Annotated in this window: 14 protein-coding genes; 9 read left to right on the top strand and 5 right to left on the bottom strand. The window is 69.8% G+C overall.

Going from position 1 to position 15,396, the window contains the following annotated elements; genetic code table 11:
* Nucleotide 1: 1 nt before the first annotated feature.
* Entirely contained in the window at nucleotides 2–2,182 is a 2,181-nt protein-coding gene (locus tag OHU89_RS07955) for an RICIN domain-containing protein (protein WP_405641193.1), read from the bottom strand.
* Nucleotides 2,183–2,391: 209 nt separating this feature from the next.
* Here OHU89_RS07955 and OHU89_RS07960 point away from each other — a divergent pair, with 209 nt between their 5' ends.
* Both OHU89_RS07960 and OHU89_RS07965 read left to right on the top strand, forming a co-directional pair.
* A complete protein-coding gene (locus OHU89_RS07960; protein WP_361492348.1) occupies nucleotides 2,392–3,102 on the top strand; it encodes a ThuA domain-containing protein in 711 nt (236 codons plus the stop codon).
* Nucleotides 3,072–4,172 (top strand): Gfo/Idh/MocA family protein, encoded by a 1,101-nt coding sequence (locus tag OHU89_RS07965; protein WP_405641196.1) that lies wholly within the window; start codon nucleotides 3,072–3,074, stop codon nucleotides 4,170–4,172. The genes OHU89_RS07960 and OHU89_RS07965 overlap by 31 nt, the downstream gene beginning before the upstream one ends.
* 7 nt (nucleotides 4,173–4,179) lie before the next feature.
* Here OHU89_RS07965 and OHU89_RS07970 read toward each other — a convergent pair whose 3' ends face one another.
* Nucleotides 4,180–5,658: a glutamate--cysteine ligase gene (locus OHU89_RS07970; protein WP_405641197.1), complete on the bottom strand. Its 1,479-nt coding sequence runs from the start codon at nucleotides 5,656–5,658 to the stop codon at nucleotides 4,180–4,182.
* A 184-nt stretch (nucleotides 5,659–5,842) separates the two neighbouring features.
* On the opposite strand from OHU89_RS07970, the gene OHU89_RS07975 reads away from it, so the two are divergent.
* Nucleotides 5,843–6,256: a VOC family protein gene (locus tag OHU89_RS07975; RefSeq protein WP_405641199.1), complete on the top strand. Its 414-nt coding sequence runs from the start codon at nucleotides 5,843–5,845 to the stop codon at nucleotides 6,254–6,256.
* Between the two features lie 20 nt (nucleotides 6,257–6,276).
* Here OHU89_RS07975 and OHU89_RS07980 read toward each other — a convergent pair whose 3' ends face one another.
* Nucleotides 6,277–7,272, bottom strand: coding sequence for a LacI family DNA-binding transcriptional regulator (locus tag OHU89_RS07980; protein ID WP_405641201.1), 996 nt, complete (start codon nucleotides 7,270–7,272; stop codon nucleotides 6,277–6,279).
* Between the two features lie 240 nt (nucleotides 7,273–7,512).
* Between OHU89_RS07980 and OHU89_RS07985 the strand changes: the two genes are divergently transcribed.
* The 3 genes from OHU89_RS07985 to OHU89_RS07995 are packed head-to-tail and all read left to right on the top strand — an operon-like array spanning nucleotide 7,513 to nucleotide 10,387.
* Nucleotides 7,513–8,529 carry a Gfo/Idh/MocA family oxidoreductase gene (locus tag OHU89_RS07985; RefSeq protein ID WP_405641202.1) on the top strand — a complete coding sequence of 339 codons (1,017 nt, stop codon included), beginning with the start codon at nucleotides 7,513–7,515 and terminating at the stop codon, nucleotides 8,527–8,529.
* The gene (locus OHU89_RS07990; protein ID WP_405641203.1) at nucleotides 8,526–9,392 is read left to right on the top strand and encodes a sugar phosphate isomerase/epimerase family protein; all 867 of its coding nucleotides are present in this window, start codon (nucleotides 8,526–8,528) and stop codon (nucleotides 9,390–9,392) included. The genes OHU89_RS07985 and OHU89_RS07990 overlap by 4 nt, the downstream gene beginning before the upstream one ends.
* Nucleotides 9,393–9,424: 32 nt before the next feature.
* On the top strand, nucleotides 9,425–10,387 hold the full coding sequence (locus OHU89_RS07995; protein WP_405641205.1) for a nitronate monooxygenase: 963 nt from the start codon (nucleotides 9,425–9,427) through the stop codon (nucleotides 10,385–10,387).
* Nucleotides 10,388–10,562: 175 nt separating this feature from the next.
* Here OHU89_RS07995 and OHU89_RS08000 read toward each other — a convergent pair whose 3' ends face one another.
* Nucleotides 10,563–11,183, bottom strand: coding sequence for a DUF6629 family protein (locus OHU89_RS08000; protein WP_405641207.1), 621 nt, complete (start codon nucleotides 11,181–11,183; stop codon nucleotides 10,563–10,565).
* A 99-nt stretch (nucleotides 11,184–11,282) separates the two neighbouring features.
* Between OHU89_RS08000 and OHU89_RS08005 the strand changes: the two genes are divergently transcribed.
* Both OHU89_RS08005 and OHU89_RS08010 read left to right on the top strand, forming a co-directional pair.
* Nucleotides 11,283–12,488 carry an MFS transporter gene (locus OHU89_RS08005; protein WP_405641209.1) on the top strand — a complete coding sequence of 402 codons (1,206 nt, stop codon included), beginning with the start codon at nucleotides 11,283–11,285 and terminating at the stop codon, nucleotides 12,486–12,488.
* A 154-nt stretch (nucleotides 12,489–12,642) separates the two neighbouring features.
* Entirely contained in the window at nucleotides 12,643–13,374 is a 732-nt protein-coding gene (locus tag OHU89_RS08010; protein WP_405641211.1) for a maleylpyruvate isomerase family mycothiol-dependent enzyme, read from the top strand.
* A gap of 13 nt (nucleotides 13,375–13,387) precedes the next feature.
* On the opposite strand, the gene OHU89_RS08015 is transcribed toward OHU89_RS08010, so the two are convergent.
* Complete coding sequence (locus OHU89_RS08015; protein WP_266895925.1) at nucleotides 13,388–13,786, bottom strand: MarR family winged helix-turn-helix transcriptional regulator; 399 nt, start codon at nucleotides 13,784–13,786, stop codon at nucleotides 13,388–13,390.
* An 85-nt stretch (nucleotides 13,787–13,871) separates the two neighbouring features.
* Here OHU89_RS08015 and OHU89_RS08020 point away from each other — a divergent pair, with 85 nt between their 5' ends.
* On the top strand, nucleotides 13,872–15,353 hold the full coding sequence (locus OHU89_RS08020; RefSeq protein ID WP_405641213.1) for an MFS transporter: 1,482 nt from the start codon (nucleotides 13,872–13,874) through the stop codon (nucleotides 15,351–15,353).
* The last annotated feature ends 43 nt before the right edge of the window (nucleotides 15,354–15,396 follow it).

Consider the following 15,396-nt stretch of genomic DNA (forward strand, 5'->3'; position numbering starts at 1 on the left):
CTCACGGGTAGCTGACCAGGTTCGCCACATTGGTCGAGGAGTTGGAGGGGCCTCCCCGGTCGTTGATGACATGCCGGATGGTGCCGGTGCCGCCGAGGGAGACGGTCACCATGTTCTGGAAGCGGACGTTGGGGTTGTTGGGCACCTCGAAGGCGTGCTCCGCGGTGACGCTCGGGTTGACGTTGAAGTAGCAGTAGCTGCCGAGTCCGTAGGCCTGGTGGCTGGTGACCGAGTTCGCGACCTTGTAGGCGGCGTAGCCCTGGGTGGAGCCATTCATCCAGGCGGCCTGGTTGGGCGGGTCGTAGGGCATCTCGTTCTGGTAGAAGTACGTCCGGCCGCCGTTGCCGTTCCAGATGGTCTGGTGCTTTTGGTAGTGCTCGACGAACAGGCCGTACATCGTCACGTCGTCGCCGTTGACCACCAGCCCGGTGTCCGCCGTGTTGGAGTTCCAGCCGATGCCGCTGCCGTGGTCGCCGCGCCAGATCCACATGTGGTCGCCGATGACGTCGTCGCTGTTGACGACGAGACTGGTGGTCGCCTTGCCCACGGCCGCGCCGCCGACTCGGAAGTACACGTCGTGCAGCGAGGTGGGGTTCGCCGAGTGGTCGGCGGCCGCGCCGGACGGGCCGACTTCCACGAGGGTCTGCGAGTTGGTGGTGCCGGCGTCGAAGAGGACGCCCGCGAGCTTCACTCCGTCGACGTCGGCGACCGTCATGGCCGTGATGCCGTTGTCGGGGATGAACGTGGCGAGGCCGAGCCCGAGGACGACGGTGTCGGGGCGGGTCACCCGCAGGGTCTGGTTCAGGTGGTAGACGCCGGGGGTGACCAGGAGGTTCTTGCCCTCGGCCAGGGCGGCGTTGATCTGCGCGGCGGTCGCGCCCGGCTTCACGACGTAGAACTGGTCGATGCCGAGCGAGGCGCCCGCGGCGTTGCCGTTCGCCCAGGTGGTGGCCGAGGAGTTGGTGCGTACGGAGGGGACGAACACCTTGTAGGCGCCCGCCGCGTCGACGTACAGGAAGGGCTTCTCCCTGACCGTGGGGGTCTGGTTCACCGTGCTGTAGGGCGGGTTGGGGAAGCTGTTGCCGGGGACGCCCTGGCTGCCGACGAAGACCATGTTCCAGTTGGCGCCGGTCCAGCTGCCGAGCTGGGAGTTGCGGGTCAGCCACTGCTGCTGGGTGCCGGAGCGGACCTGGCCGTCGATCTTGCTGTCGGCCATGAAGCCACCGCTGGACCAACCGCCGTCGCTCAGCTCCAGGTTGCCGCGGACATGCATACGCCGGTAGCCGGAGGCCTGCGAGACCGCCCAACGGTCCGTTCCGCCGGTGGGGTTGACCGAGAGGTTCTCGGCGCCGCGCCAGAAGTTCTGGGTGGCGTTCTGCGGTGGGAACCAGTCGGCCTCCACATGCACGGCGCCGTTGATCGTGACCGAGTCCGGTGACTGACCGAGGCCCAGGACCTGGGTGTAGAAGCCGACGTTGACGTCGTTGCTGTATGTGCCGGGCTTGAACATGACCGCGTAGCGCTGGGAGCCGAACTGGTTCGTCTCCTGCTGCTGGAAGATCTGGTTCAGTCGGCTCTGGATCGTGGCCGACGGCATCGACGGGTCGAAGACGACGACGTTGGGGCCGAGGTCGACGTCCCCGGGCGCGGTGCTCACGGGTGCGACCTGGAAGCGCTGGGCGGCCGTGCCGTTGCAGGTGTACTGCACGAGTTGGACGCTGTCGGCCGTGGAGGCGGACGGGACGTCGAGGCACTTGCCGCTGTTGCGGTTGACGAAGTGGTACGCGCCGCCGCCCTCGTCGACGGCCTGCCACTGCTGGTTGTTACCGCCGCCGTACGTCCACAGGTGCACGGCCGCGTTGTCCGCCGTGGACACGTCGCTGACGTCCACGACCTGCGCGGCGTCGTTGCGGTTGTTGATCCGTACGTAGCCGTCGCTGGTCGGTGTGAAACTCCACTGCTGGGCGGTGCTGTTGTTGCAGGCGTACTGCTGCACGGCGGTGCCGTTCACGGTCGCGGCCGACCGGGCGTCCAGGCACTTGCCGCTGCCGCTGTTCACCACCGTGGTCCAGCCGGTCGGCACAGCGGCGACCGCCTCGGTGGGCTGCAGGACGGTGAGCGTCGAGGCGATGACGGCCGTGGCCGCGAGAGCGACGGATGGTCTCGGGAGTCGTCGGAGCATGTCTTCATCCGCTTCTGGTGGGGGGCGGCGACTTAGTTCACTGCGTGATTTAAGAAGTGAGGTATGGACATGTCAAGGGTTTGGTGCAGACCAGTACCCTTCCCGGCGCCCACCCGCCGAAAGTTTCGCGAAACTCGGCAACTCTTTCGTAGGAGCGGGCGATTGGCGCATAGTGAAGGCGCTGTTCAACGGCCGGGCAAAGGATCGAGATGACACAGAAGAAAGCCCTGGTGGTCCGAGGCGGATGGGAGGGGCACCGGCCGGTCGAGGCCACGGAGCTGTTCGTGCCCTTCCTGCGAAGCAACGGATACGCCGTTCGAGTCGAGGAGTCGACCGACGTCTACGCCGACACCGCCGAGTTGGCCGACACCGACCTCGTCGTCCAGTGCGTCACGATGTCGGAGATCACCGCCGAGCAACTGGCGGGGCTGAGTGCGGCGGTCGTGGCCGGCACCGGCTTCACCGGCTGGCACGGCGGCATCGCCGACTCCTTCCGCGCCTCCTCCGACTATCTCCACCTGGTGGGCGGCCAGTTCGCGACCCACCCCGGCAAGGAGCCGTGCGAGCGTCGGGGTGACGAGTCGGACAACTTCCTGCCGCACACCGTCACCCTCACCGAACTCGGCCGCGAACACCCCGTCACCGCGGGCATCGAGGACTTCGAGCTGACCACCGAGCAGTACTGGGTGCTCCACGACGACCTGATCGACGTACTGGCCACCACCACCCATCCGGCCCGGCCCTGGCAGCCCTGGCACCGGCCGGTCACCGCACCGGCGGTCTGGACCCGGCAGTGGGGCGCCGGGCGGATCGTCGTGACGACGCCGGGGCACAGCCTCGACGTGCTGGAGAACCCCAACGTCCGTACCGTCATCGAGAGGGGCATGCTGTGGGCGACGCGCACCGCATCGGCGTCGTAGGTCTCGGCGTCATCTCCCGCGCCTATCTGGACACGCTGATCGGCCTTCCCGCCGTCCGTGTCACCGCGGTCGCCGACCTGGACGCCGCCCGCTCGGCCGCGGTCGCCGCCGAGTTCCCCGGCGTCCGGGCGCTGACCGTCCAGGAGTTGCTGAGCAGCCCGGACGTGGACACGGTCCTGAACCTCACCGTCCCCGCGGCCCACGCCGAGATCGCCCTCGGCGCGATCGCGAACGGCAAGCACGTCTACGGGGAGAAGCCGCTGGCCGCCGAACTCGCCGACGCCCACGCCATGTTGGAGGCCGCCGCGAAGGCGGGGGTCGGGGTGGGGTGCGCACCCGACACCGTCCTGGGCACCGGAATCCAGACGGCTCGGGCGGCCGTCGCGGCGGGGAGCATAGGACGCCCCCTGTTCGCCTCGGCCGTGATGATCACCCCGGGGCACGAACGCTGGCATCCCCACCCGGACTTCTACTACACCACCGGAGGCGGTCCCCTCCTGGACATGGGCCCGTACTACCTCGCCTCCCTGGTCCATCTCCTGGGCCCGGTGCGCGCCGTGACCGGGGCGTCCAGCCGACTGCGCACCGAGCGCGTCATCGCCTCCGGCCCCCGCGCGGGCGAGCGGATACCGGTCGAGGTCGACAGCCATGTCTCCGGAGTGCTCGAACACACCGACGGAACGCTGACGACGATCACGACGAGCTTCGACGGCGTGACCACGACCGCGGCACCCATCGAGGTCCACGGCGAGACCGGGACCCTCACGGTGCCGGACCCGAACCACTTCGACGGCGAGGTACGCCTCTTCGAACTCGGCGGCACCGAGTGGCGCACCCTCCCGCCGTCGGCGGGCTACGTCGACGGCTCGCGGGGCATCGGCCTGCTGGACTTCGTCACCGCCGACGAACAGCGGGCGCCCCGCGCCAACGGCGAACTCGCTTTGCACGTACTGGAGACCATGACCGCACTGCTCCGCTCGTCGGCCGAGGGCCGGCGCATCGAGCTGACCACTTCGACGCGGCCCCCCGCCCCCGTTCCGCTGACGCCCGCCCGGGAATGGAGGAGCTGAGAAGCTCTCAGTCCACCGGCCAGGTGTGCGCCGCCGCGTTGAGATGCATGTAGTCCATGTAGGTCGAGGTCATCCGCCGCAGCGCCTCCTGGCGGTCGTGGATGCCTTCCTTCTCCATCTGGTGGACCGTCTCCACCTGCCACAGGGCGCCGTTGCGGGCGCTGACGCAGCGCTGCTCGACGATGCCCAGCAGCGGTTCGCGCCACTCCGCGTCCATGCCGGCCAGCTCCAGGCCCCGGTGGGCCAGGGGCAGCAGTCGTCGCAACACCAGTTCCGTGACCGGGACTTCGCCGACGCCTGGCCAGTACAGACGGGCGTCGATGCCGTCGCGGGCCCCCGCGTGGAGGTTCTCCTCGGCGACCGAGAAGGACATCCGCGTCCACACCGGCCGGTCCTCGTCGACCAGCGCGCGGGTCAGGCCGTAGTAGAAGGCGCCGTTGGCGATGATGTCGGCCACGGTGGGTCCGGCGGGCAGGACCCGGTTCTCGATGCGCAGATGCGGTCCGCTGTCGGTGACGGCATAGATGGGGCGGTTCCAGCGGTAGATCGTGCCGTTGTGCAGCGTCAGTTCCCCCAGCTCCGGCACTCCGTCGCCGTCCAGCACCTCCTGCGGGTCCTCCTCGTCGCACACCGGCAGAAGAGCGGGGAAGTAGCGCACGTTCTCCTCGAAGAGATCGAAGACGCTGGTGATCCACCGCTCGCCGAACCACACCCGGGGCCGCACTCCCTGCGCCTTGATCTCCTGCGGGCGGGTGTCGGTGGCCTGCTCGAACAGCGGGATACGGGTCTCGCGCCACAGCTCCCGGCCGAAGAGGTAGGGCGAGTTCGCCGCCAGGGCGATCTGTACGCCCGCGACGGCCTGAGCCGCGTTCCAGTAGTCCGGGAACTCCTTCGGCGCGACCTGCAGATGGAACTGGGTGCTGGTGCAGGCGGCCTCGGGCGTGATGGCGTCGGCGTACATCGCCAGGCGTTCCACGCCGTCCACCTTGATCCGCAGGTCCTCGCCCCGTGCCGCGAAGATCTGCTCGTTGAGCAGCCGGTACCGCGGATCGCCGGACAGGGCGTGTTCGCCGACGTCGGCCTCGCCCAGGGTGGGCAGGATGCCGATCATGATCAGATGCGCGCCCACCGCCGAGGCACGTTCCTCGGCGTGGTTGAGCGCGTCACGGATCGCCTGCTCCCAGGCACCGGGGCCGCCGGCCGTCAGCTCACGGGGTGGGATGTTGATCTCCAGGTTGAAGCGCCCCAGCTCACTCGACCAGGCCGGGTCGGCGATCGCCTGGAGCACCTCGGTGTTCCGCATCGCCGGCAGCCCGTCGTCGTCCACCAGATTGAGCTCGATCTCCAGCCCGACCTGCGGACGCTCGCTCTCGAACCCCGACTCGCGCAGCATCTGCGCCAGCACATCGAGGCAGGTGTGCATCTTGTCCCGGTACCGACGGCGGTCCTCCCGCGTGAACACCAGGGCCGGCACATCACGTCCCATCGTGCCCTCCGAGTCCCCTCGGCGGATGTCTCTCGTCCCAGCGTCGCACTTCGGACGCGCCCCGGACAGTCAAGGAGCGAGGGAGCACCGCAGGGAGCCCGGCCCGCCCGCCCGGAATGCCGTTGTCAGTGCCCCGGGCTAACCTCCGGACTACCGATTCTTTGCCCCGTTCCGGGAGGGTTTCATGGGCTCGCGACTCAATCCCTACATCAGCTTCGACGGAGACGCCCGACAGGCGCTGGAGTTCTACAAGGAGGTCTTCGGCGGCACGCTCGCGCTCAACACCTACGGCGCTTTCGGCCAGCCGGACTCCCCCGAGGCCGACAAGATCATGCACGGCATGCTGGAGACCCCGAGCGGCTTCACCCTCATGGGCGCCGACTCCCCGCCCGGCATGGAACACACCCCCGGCACCAACTTCTCCGTGAGCCTGAGCGGCGAGGACGACGCGGAGCTGCGCGGCTACTGGGAGAAGCTCTCGGCCGGCGGATCGGTGTCCGTGCCGCTCGACAAGCAGATGTGGGGCGATGTGTTCGGCATGTGCACGGACCGCTTCGGCATCCCGTGGATGGTCAACATCAGCGAGCCGCAGGGCTGAGCGAGACCGGTCAGCCCGCCCTACCCCCGCGGGGCGGGTCCGCTGGTCCCCCTGATCACCAGCTTGGGATCCAGCACCGCCTCCCGTGGCTCCAGCTCCGGGCTCTCCAGCCGTTCCACGGCGAACCGCACCGCGTGCTCCGCCATCAGCACGGCGTCCTGGCGTACGGTCGTCAGCCCGATCGGCATGAGATGTGAGAGGTGGCTGTCGTCGTAGCCGACGACGGACATGTCGCGCGGAACCTCCACACCGGCCCGCGTCAGCGCCATCAACAGGCCCATGGCGCACCGGTCGTTGCCCGCGAGGACCGCCGTCGGCAGGGGCAGACCCTGGTCGCGCTCCGCCACCAGCAGCCGGCCGGCCTCGATGCCGGCCTGCTCGGTGTGCTCGCCCGGGACGACCCGTGCCTCCGCCTCCAGCCCGTGCCGGCGCATCGCCGCCCGATAGGAACGGCGCCGGTCGGCCGACCCGGGGCCACGGCCACCGTCGATGTGCACGATCCGCCGGTGGCCCAGCTCCACCAGATGATCCATGGCCTGCCGTACGCCCTTGCCCTCCGCGCTGTGCACGAAGTCCACACGGGCCCGCGGCACCCTGCGGCTCACCGAGACGGTGACCACCCGCTGCCCCAGCTCTTCGAGATAGGCGGGCTCGGCGTCGGGGCCCAGCAGGATCAGCGCCTCGCAGCGATGGCCGAGCAGCGCCTCGACGGCCTTCTCCTCGCTGCGGCCCAGGGCGGTGGCGGAGAGCAGCACGTCGTAGCCGAGCCGTTCCGCCTCCGGGTAGATCCCCTCGATGAGATCCGTCTGGAAGGTCTGGTGCACGGTGAACATCACGCCGATGGTGCGACTGCGCCCCCGGGCCAGCAACCGGGCCGCGCTGTCCGGCCGGTAGCCGATCTCGTCGGCGACCCGCAGCACCCGCTGCCGGGTCTCCTCGCTCGCCCCCGGCTGGTTCCGGAACACGATCGAGACCAGCGCCCGGGAGACGCCCGCCTTCTCGGCGACGTCCGCCATCGTGGGCCGCTGCCTGCCCGATGCATCCACCTGTGAACCCACCCTCCGACGGCGCCCACCTTAATGGGCTCCCGAGAAATCCCCCGGCGACAAGCTATTGACATGACATTTGGACAGAGGTCATCGTACTCGCACTAGAGCGCGCTAGTAGAGCGCGGCAGGTAAGGGGAACCAGCCCTGAAGCTCTACGTCCCCGAGACCAAGGGACGCTCCTGGTTCAAGGCCAGTTAGGAAACGATCATGACTGTACGTGTAGGTGTCATCGGCGCCGGCTGGATCGGCAAGGAGCACATCCGGCGTCTCACCGAGACCGTCACGGGCGCCCGGGTCACCGCGGTGACCGACATCGACGCCGCCCGCGCCGCGGAGGCGGCGGCACCGGTCGGCGCCCAGGTGCTGCCCGACGGCGCGGCCCTGATCGCTTCTCCGGAGGTGGACGCCGTCCTCGTGACGTCGTGGGGGCCCACCCACGCCGAGCACGTGCTCAACGCGACAGCCGCGGGCAAGCCGGTGTTCTGCGAGAAGCCCCTCGCCACCGGCGCCGAGGACTGTCTGCGGATCATCGAGGCGGAACAGGCCCACGGCCGCCGCCTGGTCCAGGTCGGCTTCATGCGCCGCTACGACGCCGGCTACCGGCGGATGAAGCAGGTCATCGACTCGGGCCGCATCGGCGAGCCGCTGATCGTGCACTGCGCCCACCGCAATCCGACCGTCTCCGAGTCGTACACCTCCTCGATGGCCGCCCTGGACACGGCGGTGCACGAGGTGGACGTGCTGCGCTGGCTGCTGGACGACGAGATCGTCTCCACCCAGGTGGTCACACCACGCGCCACGAGCAAGCGGTTCGCGCATCTCAAGGACCCGCAGATCATGCTCTTCGAGACCGCCAAGGGCGTACGCATCGATCTGGAGGTCTTCGTCAACTGCCAGTACGGATACGACATCCAGTGCGAGACCGTGGGCGAGGAGGGTCTGGTCCGGCTGCCGGACCCGGCGGCGGTCGGTCTGCGCAGCGCGGGCCGGCACAGCACGGAGGTGCTCACGGACTGGGTGGGCCGGTTCGCGGACGCCTTCGACACCGAGTTCCGTGAGTGGATCGCGGGCATCGCCGTCGGCGTCGAGCCCACCGGTCCCTCGGCGTGGGACGGCTACGCGGCCACCGTCATCACCGGCGCGACCGTCGAGGCCCTGGAGTCGGGCCATGTCGTCGCCACCGACCTCAAGCCCCGTCCCGCCTTCTACGGAGGTGCCGCGTGAAGATCGCCCTCGACCCGTACATGTTCCGCGCCCTGCCGATCGACGACATGGTGCGCACGGTGGCCGAACTCGGCTACGACTACATCGAGTTGTCGCCCCGCGACGACTTCATGCCGTTCTTCCTGCACCCGCGGGCCGACGACGAGCGGATCGCCGAGCTCAGGAACTCCCTGCGGACGCATGGCGTTCAGCTGTCCTCGGTCCTGCCGCTCTACAAGTGGTCGTCACCGGACGAGACCGAGCGTCAGGCGGCCGTCCGCTACTGGAAGCGGATGATCGAGATCACCGCCGACCTCGAATGCCCGTTGATGAACTCGGAGTTCAACGGCCGCCCCGAGCGCGCCGCGGAGAGCGAGGCTGCGTTCTGGCGCTCGATGGAGGAGCTGCTGCCGGTGTTCGAGCGGGAAGGCATCGCTCTGAACCTGGAGGCCCACCCGGACGACTTCTGCGAGGAGAACACCCCCGCGGTCGACCTGGTCCGCGCCCTCAACAAGCCCTGGGTGAACTACCTGTACTGCGCGCCGCATTCCTTCCATCTGTCAGGGGCCGATCCGACCGCCGACATCGCGGCGATGATGCGCTACGCCGGCGACAAGCTCCAGCATGTGCACATCGCCGACTCCTTCAACCACAAGGGTTCCAGCGGGCTTCGCTACATCCTCAACCCGCCCGGCACCGCCGCCCGTATCCACCAGCACCTCGACATCGGTCAGGGCGAGGTCGACTGGGACGCCTTCTTCGGCATCCTGCGCGACCTGAACTTCGACGGCGTCGCGACCGCCTGCGTCTTCGCCTGGGAGGAACGCGCCCACGAGTCCTCGGCGTTCATGCTCGACCGCATCACGAAGGAGCTCGCCTCCTAGGGAGGCGGTGCGTGGATGGGACGATGCCGCGCATGACGTTGTCGACGGCTTTCACGAAGTTGTTCGGTGTGCGGCATCCCATCGCCCTTGCTCCCATGGGCGGTTCGGCGGGCGGTGCGCTCACCGCGGCCGTCTCGCGCGGTGGCGGGCTCGGGTTGCTGGGGGCAGGAGGTGGGCATCCGGAGCTGCTGGCCAGGGAGTTGCCGATCCTGGCGGATGTCGAGGAACCGTGGGGCGTCGGGTTCCAGACCTGGGCGACCGAGCTGCGCGCGGTCGATCAGGTCCTGGAACACCACCCCGCCGCGGTGATGTTCTCCTTCGGCGACCCGAGCCCGCTCGTCGACCGGGTCCATGGGGCCGGTGTGGCGGTGCTCCTCCAGGTCACCGATCTGGAGGAGGCCAGGCAGGCGGTGGACCTGGGCGCCGATGTCATCGTGGCGCAGGGCACCGAGAGCGGTGGCCACGGCGCCCGGCACGGGCGGTCCACGCTGCCGTTCGTACCGGTCGTGGTGGATCTGGTGGCACCGGTGCCGGTGCTGGCGGCCGGTGGCATCGCCGACGGCCGGGGGGTGGCCGCCGCCCTGGCCCTGGGGGCCGCCGGGGCGCTGATCGGAACCCGCTTCCAGGCCACGGCCGAGGCGCTCGTCGATCCCTCGGTCGCCGAGGCCCTGGTCCGGGGACGGGGGCAGGACACCGAACGCAACCGCATCCTCGACATCGCCCGAAGCTCCCAATGGCCCTCGAATTACACGGCTCGCACCCTCGGACACACCTACCTCGACCGATGGCGGGGCCGCGAGGCCGAACTCGCCGCGGATCCCGCGGCTGCCCGCCGGGCCTACGCCGCCGACGTGGAACGCGGAGCCGTGCCCCCGTCGCCTGTCTGGGCGGGCGAGGCCGTCGACCTCGTCACCGATCTGCCTCCCGCGACCGCACTCGTATCCACCCTGGCCGCCGAGGCCGAAGCGGCTCTGGCGAGAGCGGCGGGCCGCTGACCGGTCCTGCTCGGTACGTAGATGTCTTCCTTGAGGCAGCGCAGTGGTGTCACACGGCTGCGGAGCTGTGACGGCTCACCGTTGTTCATGAACCCACCCTGCGCCACGGGCGCCAGGACCGACCAGCCCTCTCCCGCTGGCAGGACCACCGATCCCGGTAGCAACACCACCACGCTCAAGGGGAATACGCGGACCGCCCACGCACCCACCCGAAGACCACCAGCGAGCACACCGCCGCGAACGCACACCAGGTCGAGGCGAACTCCAGCCGCCACAGCGCCCAGCACACCAGCACACCCACCGCGGCCAGGACTCCGAATCCGAACAGCCAACGGTCGCCGGAGAGCAGCAGGGCGCCGACCGTGGCGAGCAGATAGCCCGCGATGAGCACTTCGGTGTGGGGCAGCCCGAGGACGTAGCCGACGGTATGACCGCGGATCTCCGCACGCACGGGCCGGGTGGCGATGGCGTACGCCATCACGCAGGCGGTCACGACACCGCACACCACGGGAACCGCCAGCCGGCCCCACGCCCGCCGCGGTACCGCGCACACCACGGCCAGCGGCACCCACGCCGCCAGGAAAGGAAGGGCGATCACCGCCCATACGACCGTGGCGGGCCCGGTCCCGCCCCCGACCTGCCAGACGCGGGCCTCGACCAGCTGATGCGCACCGAGCAGCAACGGCACCGAGGCCATCGGAAGATCCCCGACCCTGCGTACCCGAGCCACGCAGGCCACACCGACACCGACGATCCCGGCACCGGCAACGAGATCGGCCGTCGCACTCCAGCACATGGCACCACCATGGCAACCATCCGCCACCGTCGCACACCGGGAGTGGAAGCCGAACCCCATGCCCTTGCCCCGGCACGCCGGCCCACCTAGCCTGACTTTGTGCCGCCAATAAACAAAACCCGAACGCACAACGACGTGCCGGGTAACAAGGAGAACGCCCTCACCCGCCTCCGCATCATCCTGACCGCCTTCTTCGCCCTCGACGGCTTCATCTTCGCGGGCTGGGTCGTCCGCATCCCCGCCATCAAGGAGCAGACCCACGCCACCGCCAGCACCCTCGGCCTCGCGCTCCTCGGCGTCTCCGCCGGTGCCGTCATCACGATGACGCTCACCGGCCGCCTGTGCCGCCGCTACGGCAACCACCAGGTCACCGTCGTCTGTGCCGTGCTCCTCTCCCTCAGCGTGGCCCTGCCCCCGCTCACCCACTCCGCACCGGCCCTCGGCGCCGTACTGCTGTTCTTCGGCAGTGCGTACGGCGGGATCAACGTCGCCTTCAACAGCGCCGCCGTCGACCTGGTCACCACCCTGAAGCGCCCCATCATGCCCAGCTTCCACGCGGCCTTCAGCCTCGGCGGCATGGTCGGTGCCGGCCTCGGCGGAGTGGTCGCCGCACATCTCTCCCCCACCCGTCATCTGCTCGGCCTCACCGTCATCGGTCTGCTCGTGACGGCCGTGGCCGGACGCGCGCTGCTGAGGATCGAACCGCCCGCGCCGCCCGAGCGGACGGAACCGCGAGCGGGCACCGCCCCGCGTCGCCTGGACCGGCGGACCCGTGGGCTGGTGGTCGTCTTCGGGCTGATCGCCCTCTGCACGGCGTACGGCGAGGGAGCCATGGCCGAATGGAGCGCGCTGCATCTCCAGGAGGACCTCCACACCTCCCCCGGTGTCGCCGCCGTCGGCTTCTCCTGCTTCGCCCTCACCATGACCATCGGCCGGCTCACCGGCACGACACTGCTGGAGCGTCTCGGCCGCACCCGCACCGTGATCGTCGGCGGATCCACCGCGGCGGCCGGCATGCTGCTCGGCGCGCTCGCCCCCGAGCTGTGGGCGGCGCTCCTCGGTTTCGGCATCGCGGGACTCGGTCTCGCCAACCTCTTCCCCGTCGCCATCGAACGCGCCGGAACGCTCGCCGGCCCCACCGGCGTCGCCACCGCCTCCACCCTCGGCTACAGCGGCATGCTCCTGGGCCCACCCGCGATCGGTTTCATGGCGGACTGGTTCTCCCTCCCCATCGCCCTCACCAGCGTGGCCGTCCTCGCCGCCACGGCAGCCGTGATCGGATTCCTCACACGACGTCATGGTTGAGGGCCGCCCGCCCGTGGGCCGGGTCCGGTGAGGTGCCGGACGCCGACCGATTCCTCGCCGCAACTCCCTCGGGACTCAACCCACTTGCCCAGTGCTCCGGCACGCTCCGCCGGACTGCCCCTTCGACCGCGCTCCATGCGGCACACTCACCTCCATGGAAACTGCCGAGTTCGTCCGCATCCTCGACCAGGAGGGCCGGTTGCTCGCCGCGGCCGCCGAACAGGCCGGTACGGGGGCCAAGGTGCCGACCTGCCCGGAGTGGCAGGTGCGGGATCTGGTGCGACACACGGGGGCGGTGCACCGCTGGGCGGGGGCGCACGTCGCCGAGGCGCACACCTCCCCCCGCCCCTTCGGAGGCTCGCCGGACCTCGACGGTGCCGAGCTCCTGGCGTGGTTCCGTGAGGGGCACCGGCGCCTCGTGGACACCCTCACCTCCGCCGATCCGGACACGCAGTGCTGGCAGTTCCTGCCGGCGCCCTCACCGCTCGCGTTCTGGGCGCGCAGGCAGGCGCACGAGACCGCGGTGCACCGCTTCGACGCGGAGTCCGCGCGGGGCGGCACGCCGAGCGGCATCGCGCCGGAGTTCGCCGCCGACGGCATCGACGAGCTGCTGACCGGCTTCCACGCCCGCACCAGGAGCAGGGTGCGCAGCGAGCGGCCCCGGGTGCTGCGGGTGCGGGCCACGGACACCGAGGGTGCCGTGTGGACCGTACGCCTGTCCCAGGAGCCGCCCGCGGCCGAGCGGACCGCGCAGGGGGACGCGGAGTGTGAAATCACCGGTCCCGCGGCGCAGTTGTACCTGTCGCTGTGGAATCGCGTGCCGTTCCCCGGCGTGACCGGTGACGACTCTCTCGCCGAACTGTGGCGCACGACGTCCGGGATCTGAGACCCGGCCCCGATCAGTCCGAGGCCAGCATTTTCGTCAGCACCGCACGCTGCAGCGGCAGCACTTCGCCGTGCAGCGTGCGCCCCTTCGACGTGAGCGCCACCCGGACGCCCCGCCGGTCCTCCGAGCACATGCCGCGCTCGACGAGTCCGTCCTTCTCCAGCCGGGCGATCAGCCGCGACAGCGCGCTCTGGCTCAGATGGACCCGCTCGGAGATCTCCTGGACGCGATAGGAGCAGTCGCCGGCTGTGGCGCGCCGTACGTCGGCGAGGACGTCGAGCACCTCGAAGTCGCTGGCGCACAGGCCGTGCTGGTGGAGCGCACGGTCCAGCTCGCACTGGGTGCGCGCATGCAGCGCCAGGATGTCCCGCCACTGGTCCACGAGCGTCTGCTCGGCCTTCTTCGCCGCCATGGGCGCACCGTAGCAGAGAGCAGAAATAATTGCATCGTAATTAAATTCTCTTGCATTCAATGCATGCGCATGTAGTGTCTCCGGCATGACCTCTCCGCTCAACACCCCGACGTCCGAAGGACGTTGGACTCCCCGACTGTGGGGCACGCTGCTGGTGCTCTGCGCCGCGATGTTCCTGGACGCGCTCGATGTGTCGATGGTGGGCGTCGCCCTGCCGTCCATCGGCGCCGACCTCGGTCTGTCGACCTCGACCCTGCAATGGATCGTCAGCGGCTACATCCTCGGGTACGGCGGCCTGCTGCTGCTCGGCGGTCGCGCCGCCGACCTGCTGGGCCGGCGCCAGGTGTTCCTCGTCGCCCTCGGCGTCTTCGCGGTCGCCTCGCTGCTCGGCGGGCTCGTCGACTCCGGGCCGCTGCTGATCGCCAGCCGGTTCATCAAGGGCCTGAGTGCCGCGTTCACCGCGCCCGCCGGCCTGTCCATCATCACCACGACCTTCGCCGAAGGACCCGTCCGCAACCGCGCGTTGTCGATCTACACCACCTGCGGCGCCACCGGCTACTCGATGGGCCTGGTCTTCTCCGGCCTGCTCACGGAGGCCAGTTGGCGCTACACCATGCTGCTGCCCGCCCCCGTCGCGCTGATCGCCCTGATCGCGGGCCTGAAGCTGCTGCCGCGCAGCGAACGTGAAAAGAGCACCGGCGGCTACGACATCCCGGGCGCCGTCCTCGGCACCACCTCGATGCTGCTGCTGGTGTTCACCGTCGTCCAGGCGGCGGAGGTCGGCTGGGGTTCCGCCCGCACGATCCTGTCCTTCCTGGCCGTCGCCGTCCTGCTGACCGCCTTCGTGGCCGTCGAACGGCGCAGCCCCAGCCCGCTGATCCGGCTCGGCGTCCTGCGTTCCGGCCCACAGGTCCGGGCCCAGCTCGGCGCGTTGACGTTCCTCGGCAGCTACATCGGCTTCCAGTTCCTGGTCACCCTCTACATGCAGCAGCTGCTCGGCTGGTCGGCGCTGCACACCGCGCTGGCCTTCCTGCCGGCGGGCACACTGGTGGCGCTGTCCGCGACCAAGGTGGGCACGGTCATCGACCGGTTCGGCACCCCGCGGCTCATCGTGGCCGGCTTCGCGCTGATGGTCGTCGGCTATCTGCTGTTCCTGCGCATCGACCTCGACCCGGTCTACGCGTCGGTGATCCTGCCGACCATGCTGCTCGTCGGCGCCGCCTTCGCACTGACCTTCCCCTCCCTCAACGTCCAGGCCACCAACGGCGTCGACGAACACGAGCAGGGCATGGTCTCGGGTCTGCTCAACACCTCGGTCCAGTTGGGCGGCGCGCTCTTCCTGGCCGTGGTCACGGCGGTGCTGACGGCGAACGCCCCCGCGGAGAACGCCTCACCCCAGGCCGTCCTCGACAGCTATCTCCCCGGCCTGACGGTGGTCACCGGCGTCGCGGTCGCGGGTCTGCTGATCTCGCTGACCGGACTGCGGGTCCGGCCCCGTCAGAAGACCGTCGTGGTCGTCAAGTCCACATCCCAGGAGGAGGCGGAGCGCGTGACCGTGCGCGACTGAGAGGGGGACGCCTCCCCTGTCGTGCGCCCGGCGGAGTGCTTGC

It is taken from the genome of Streptomyces sp. NBC_00019 (assembly GCF_045041015.1).
GTDB lineage: Bacteria > Actinomycetota > Actinomycetes > Streptomycetales > Streptomycetaceae > Streptomyces.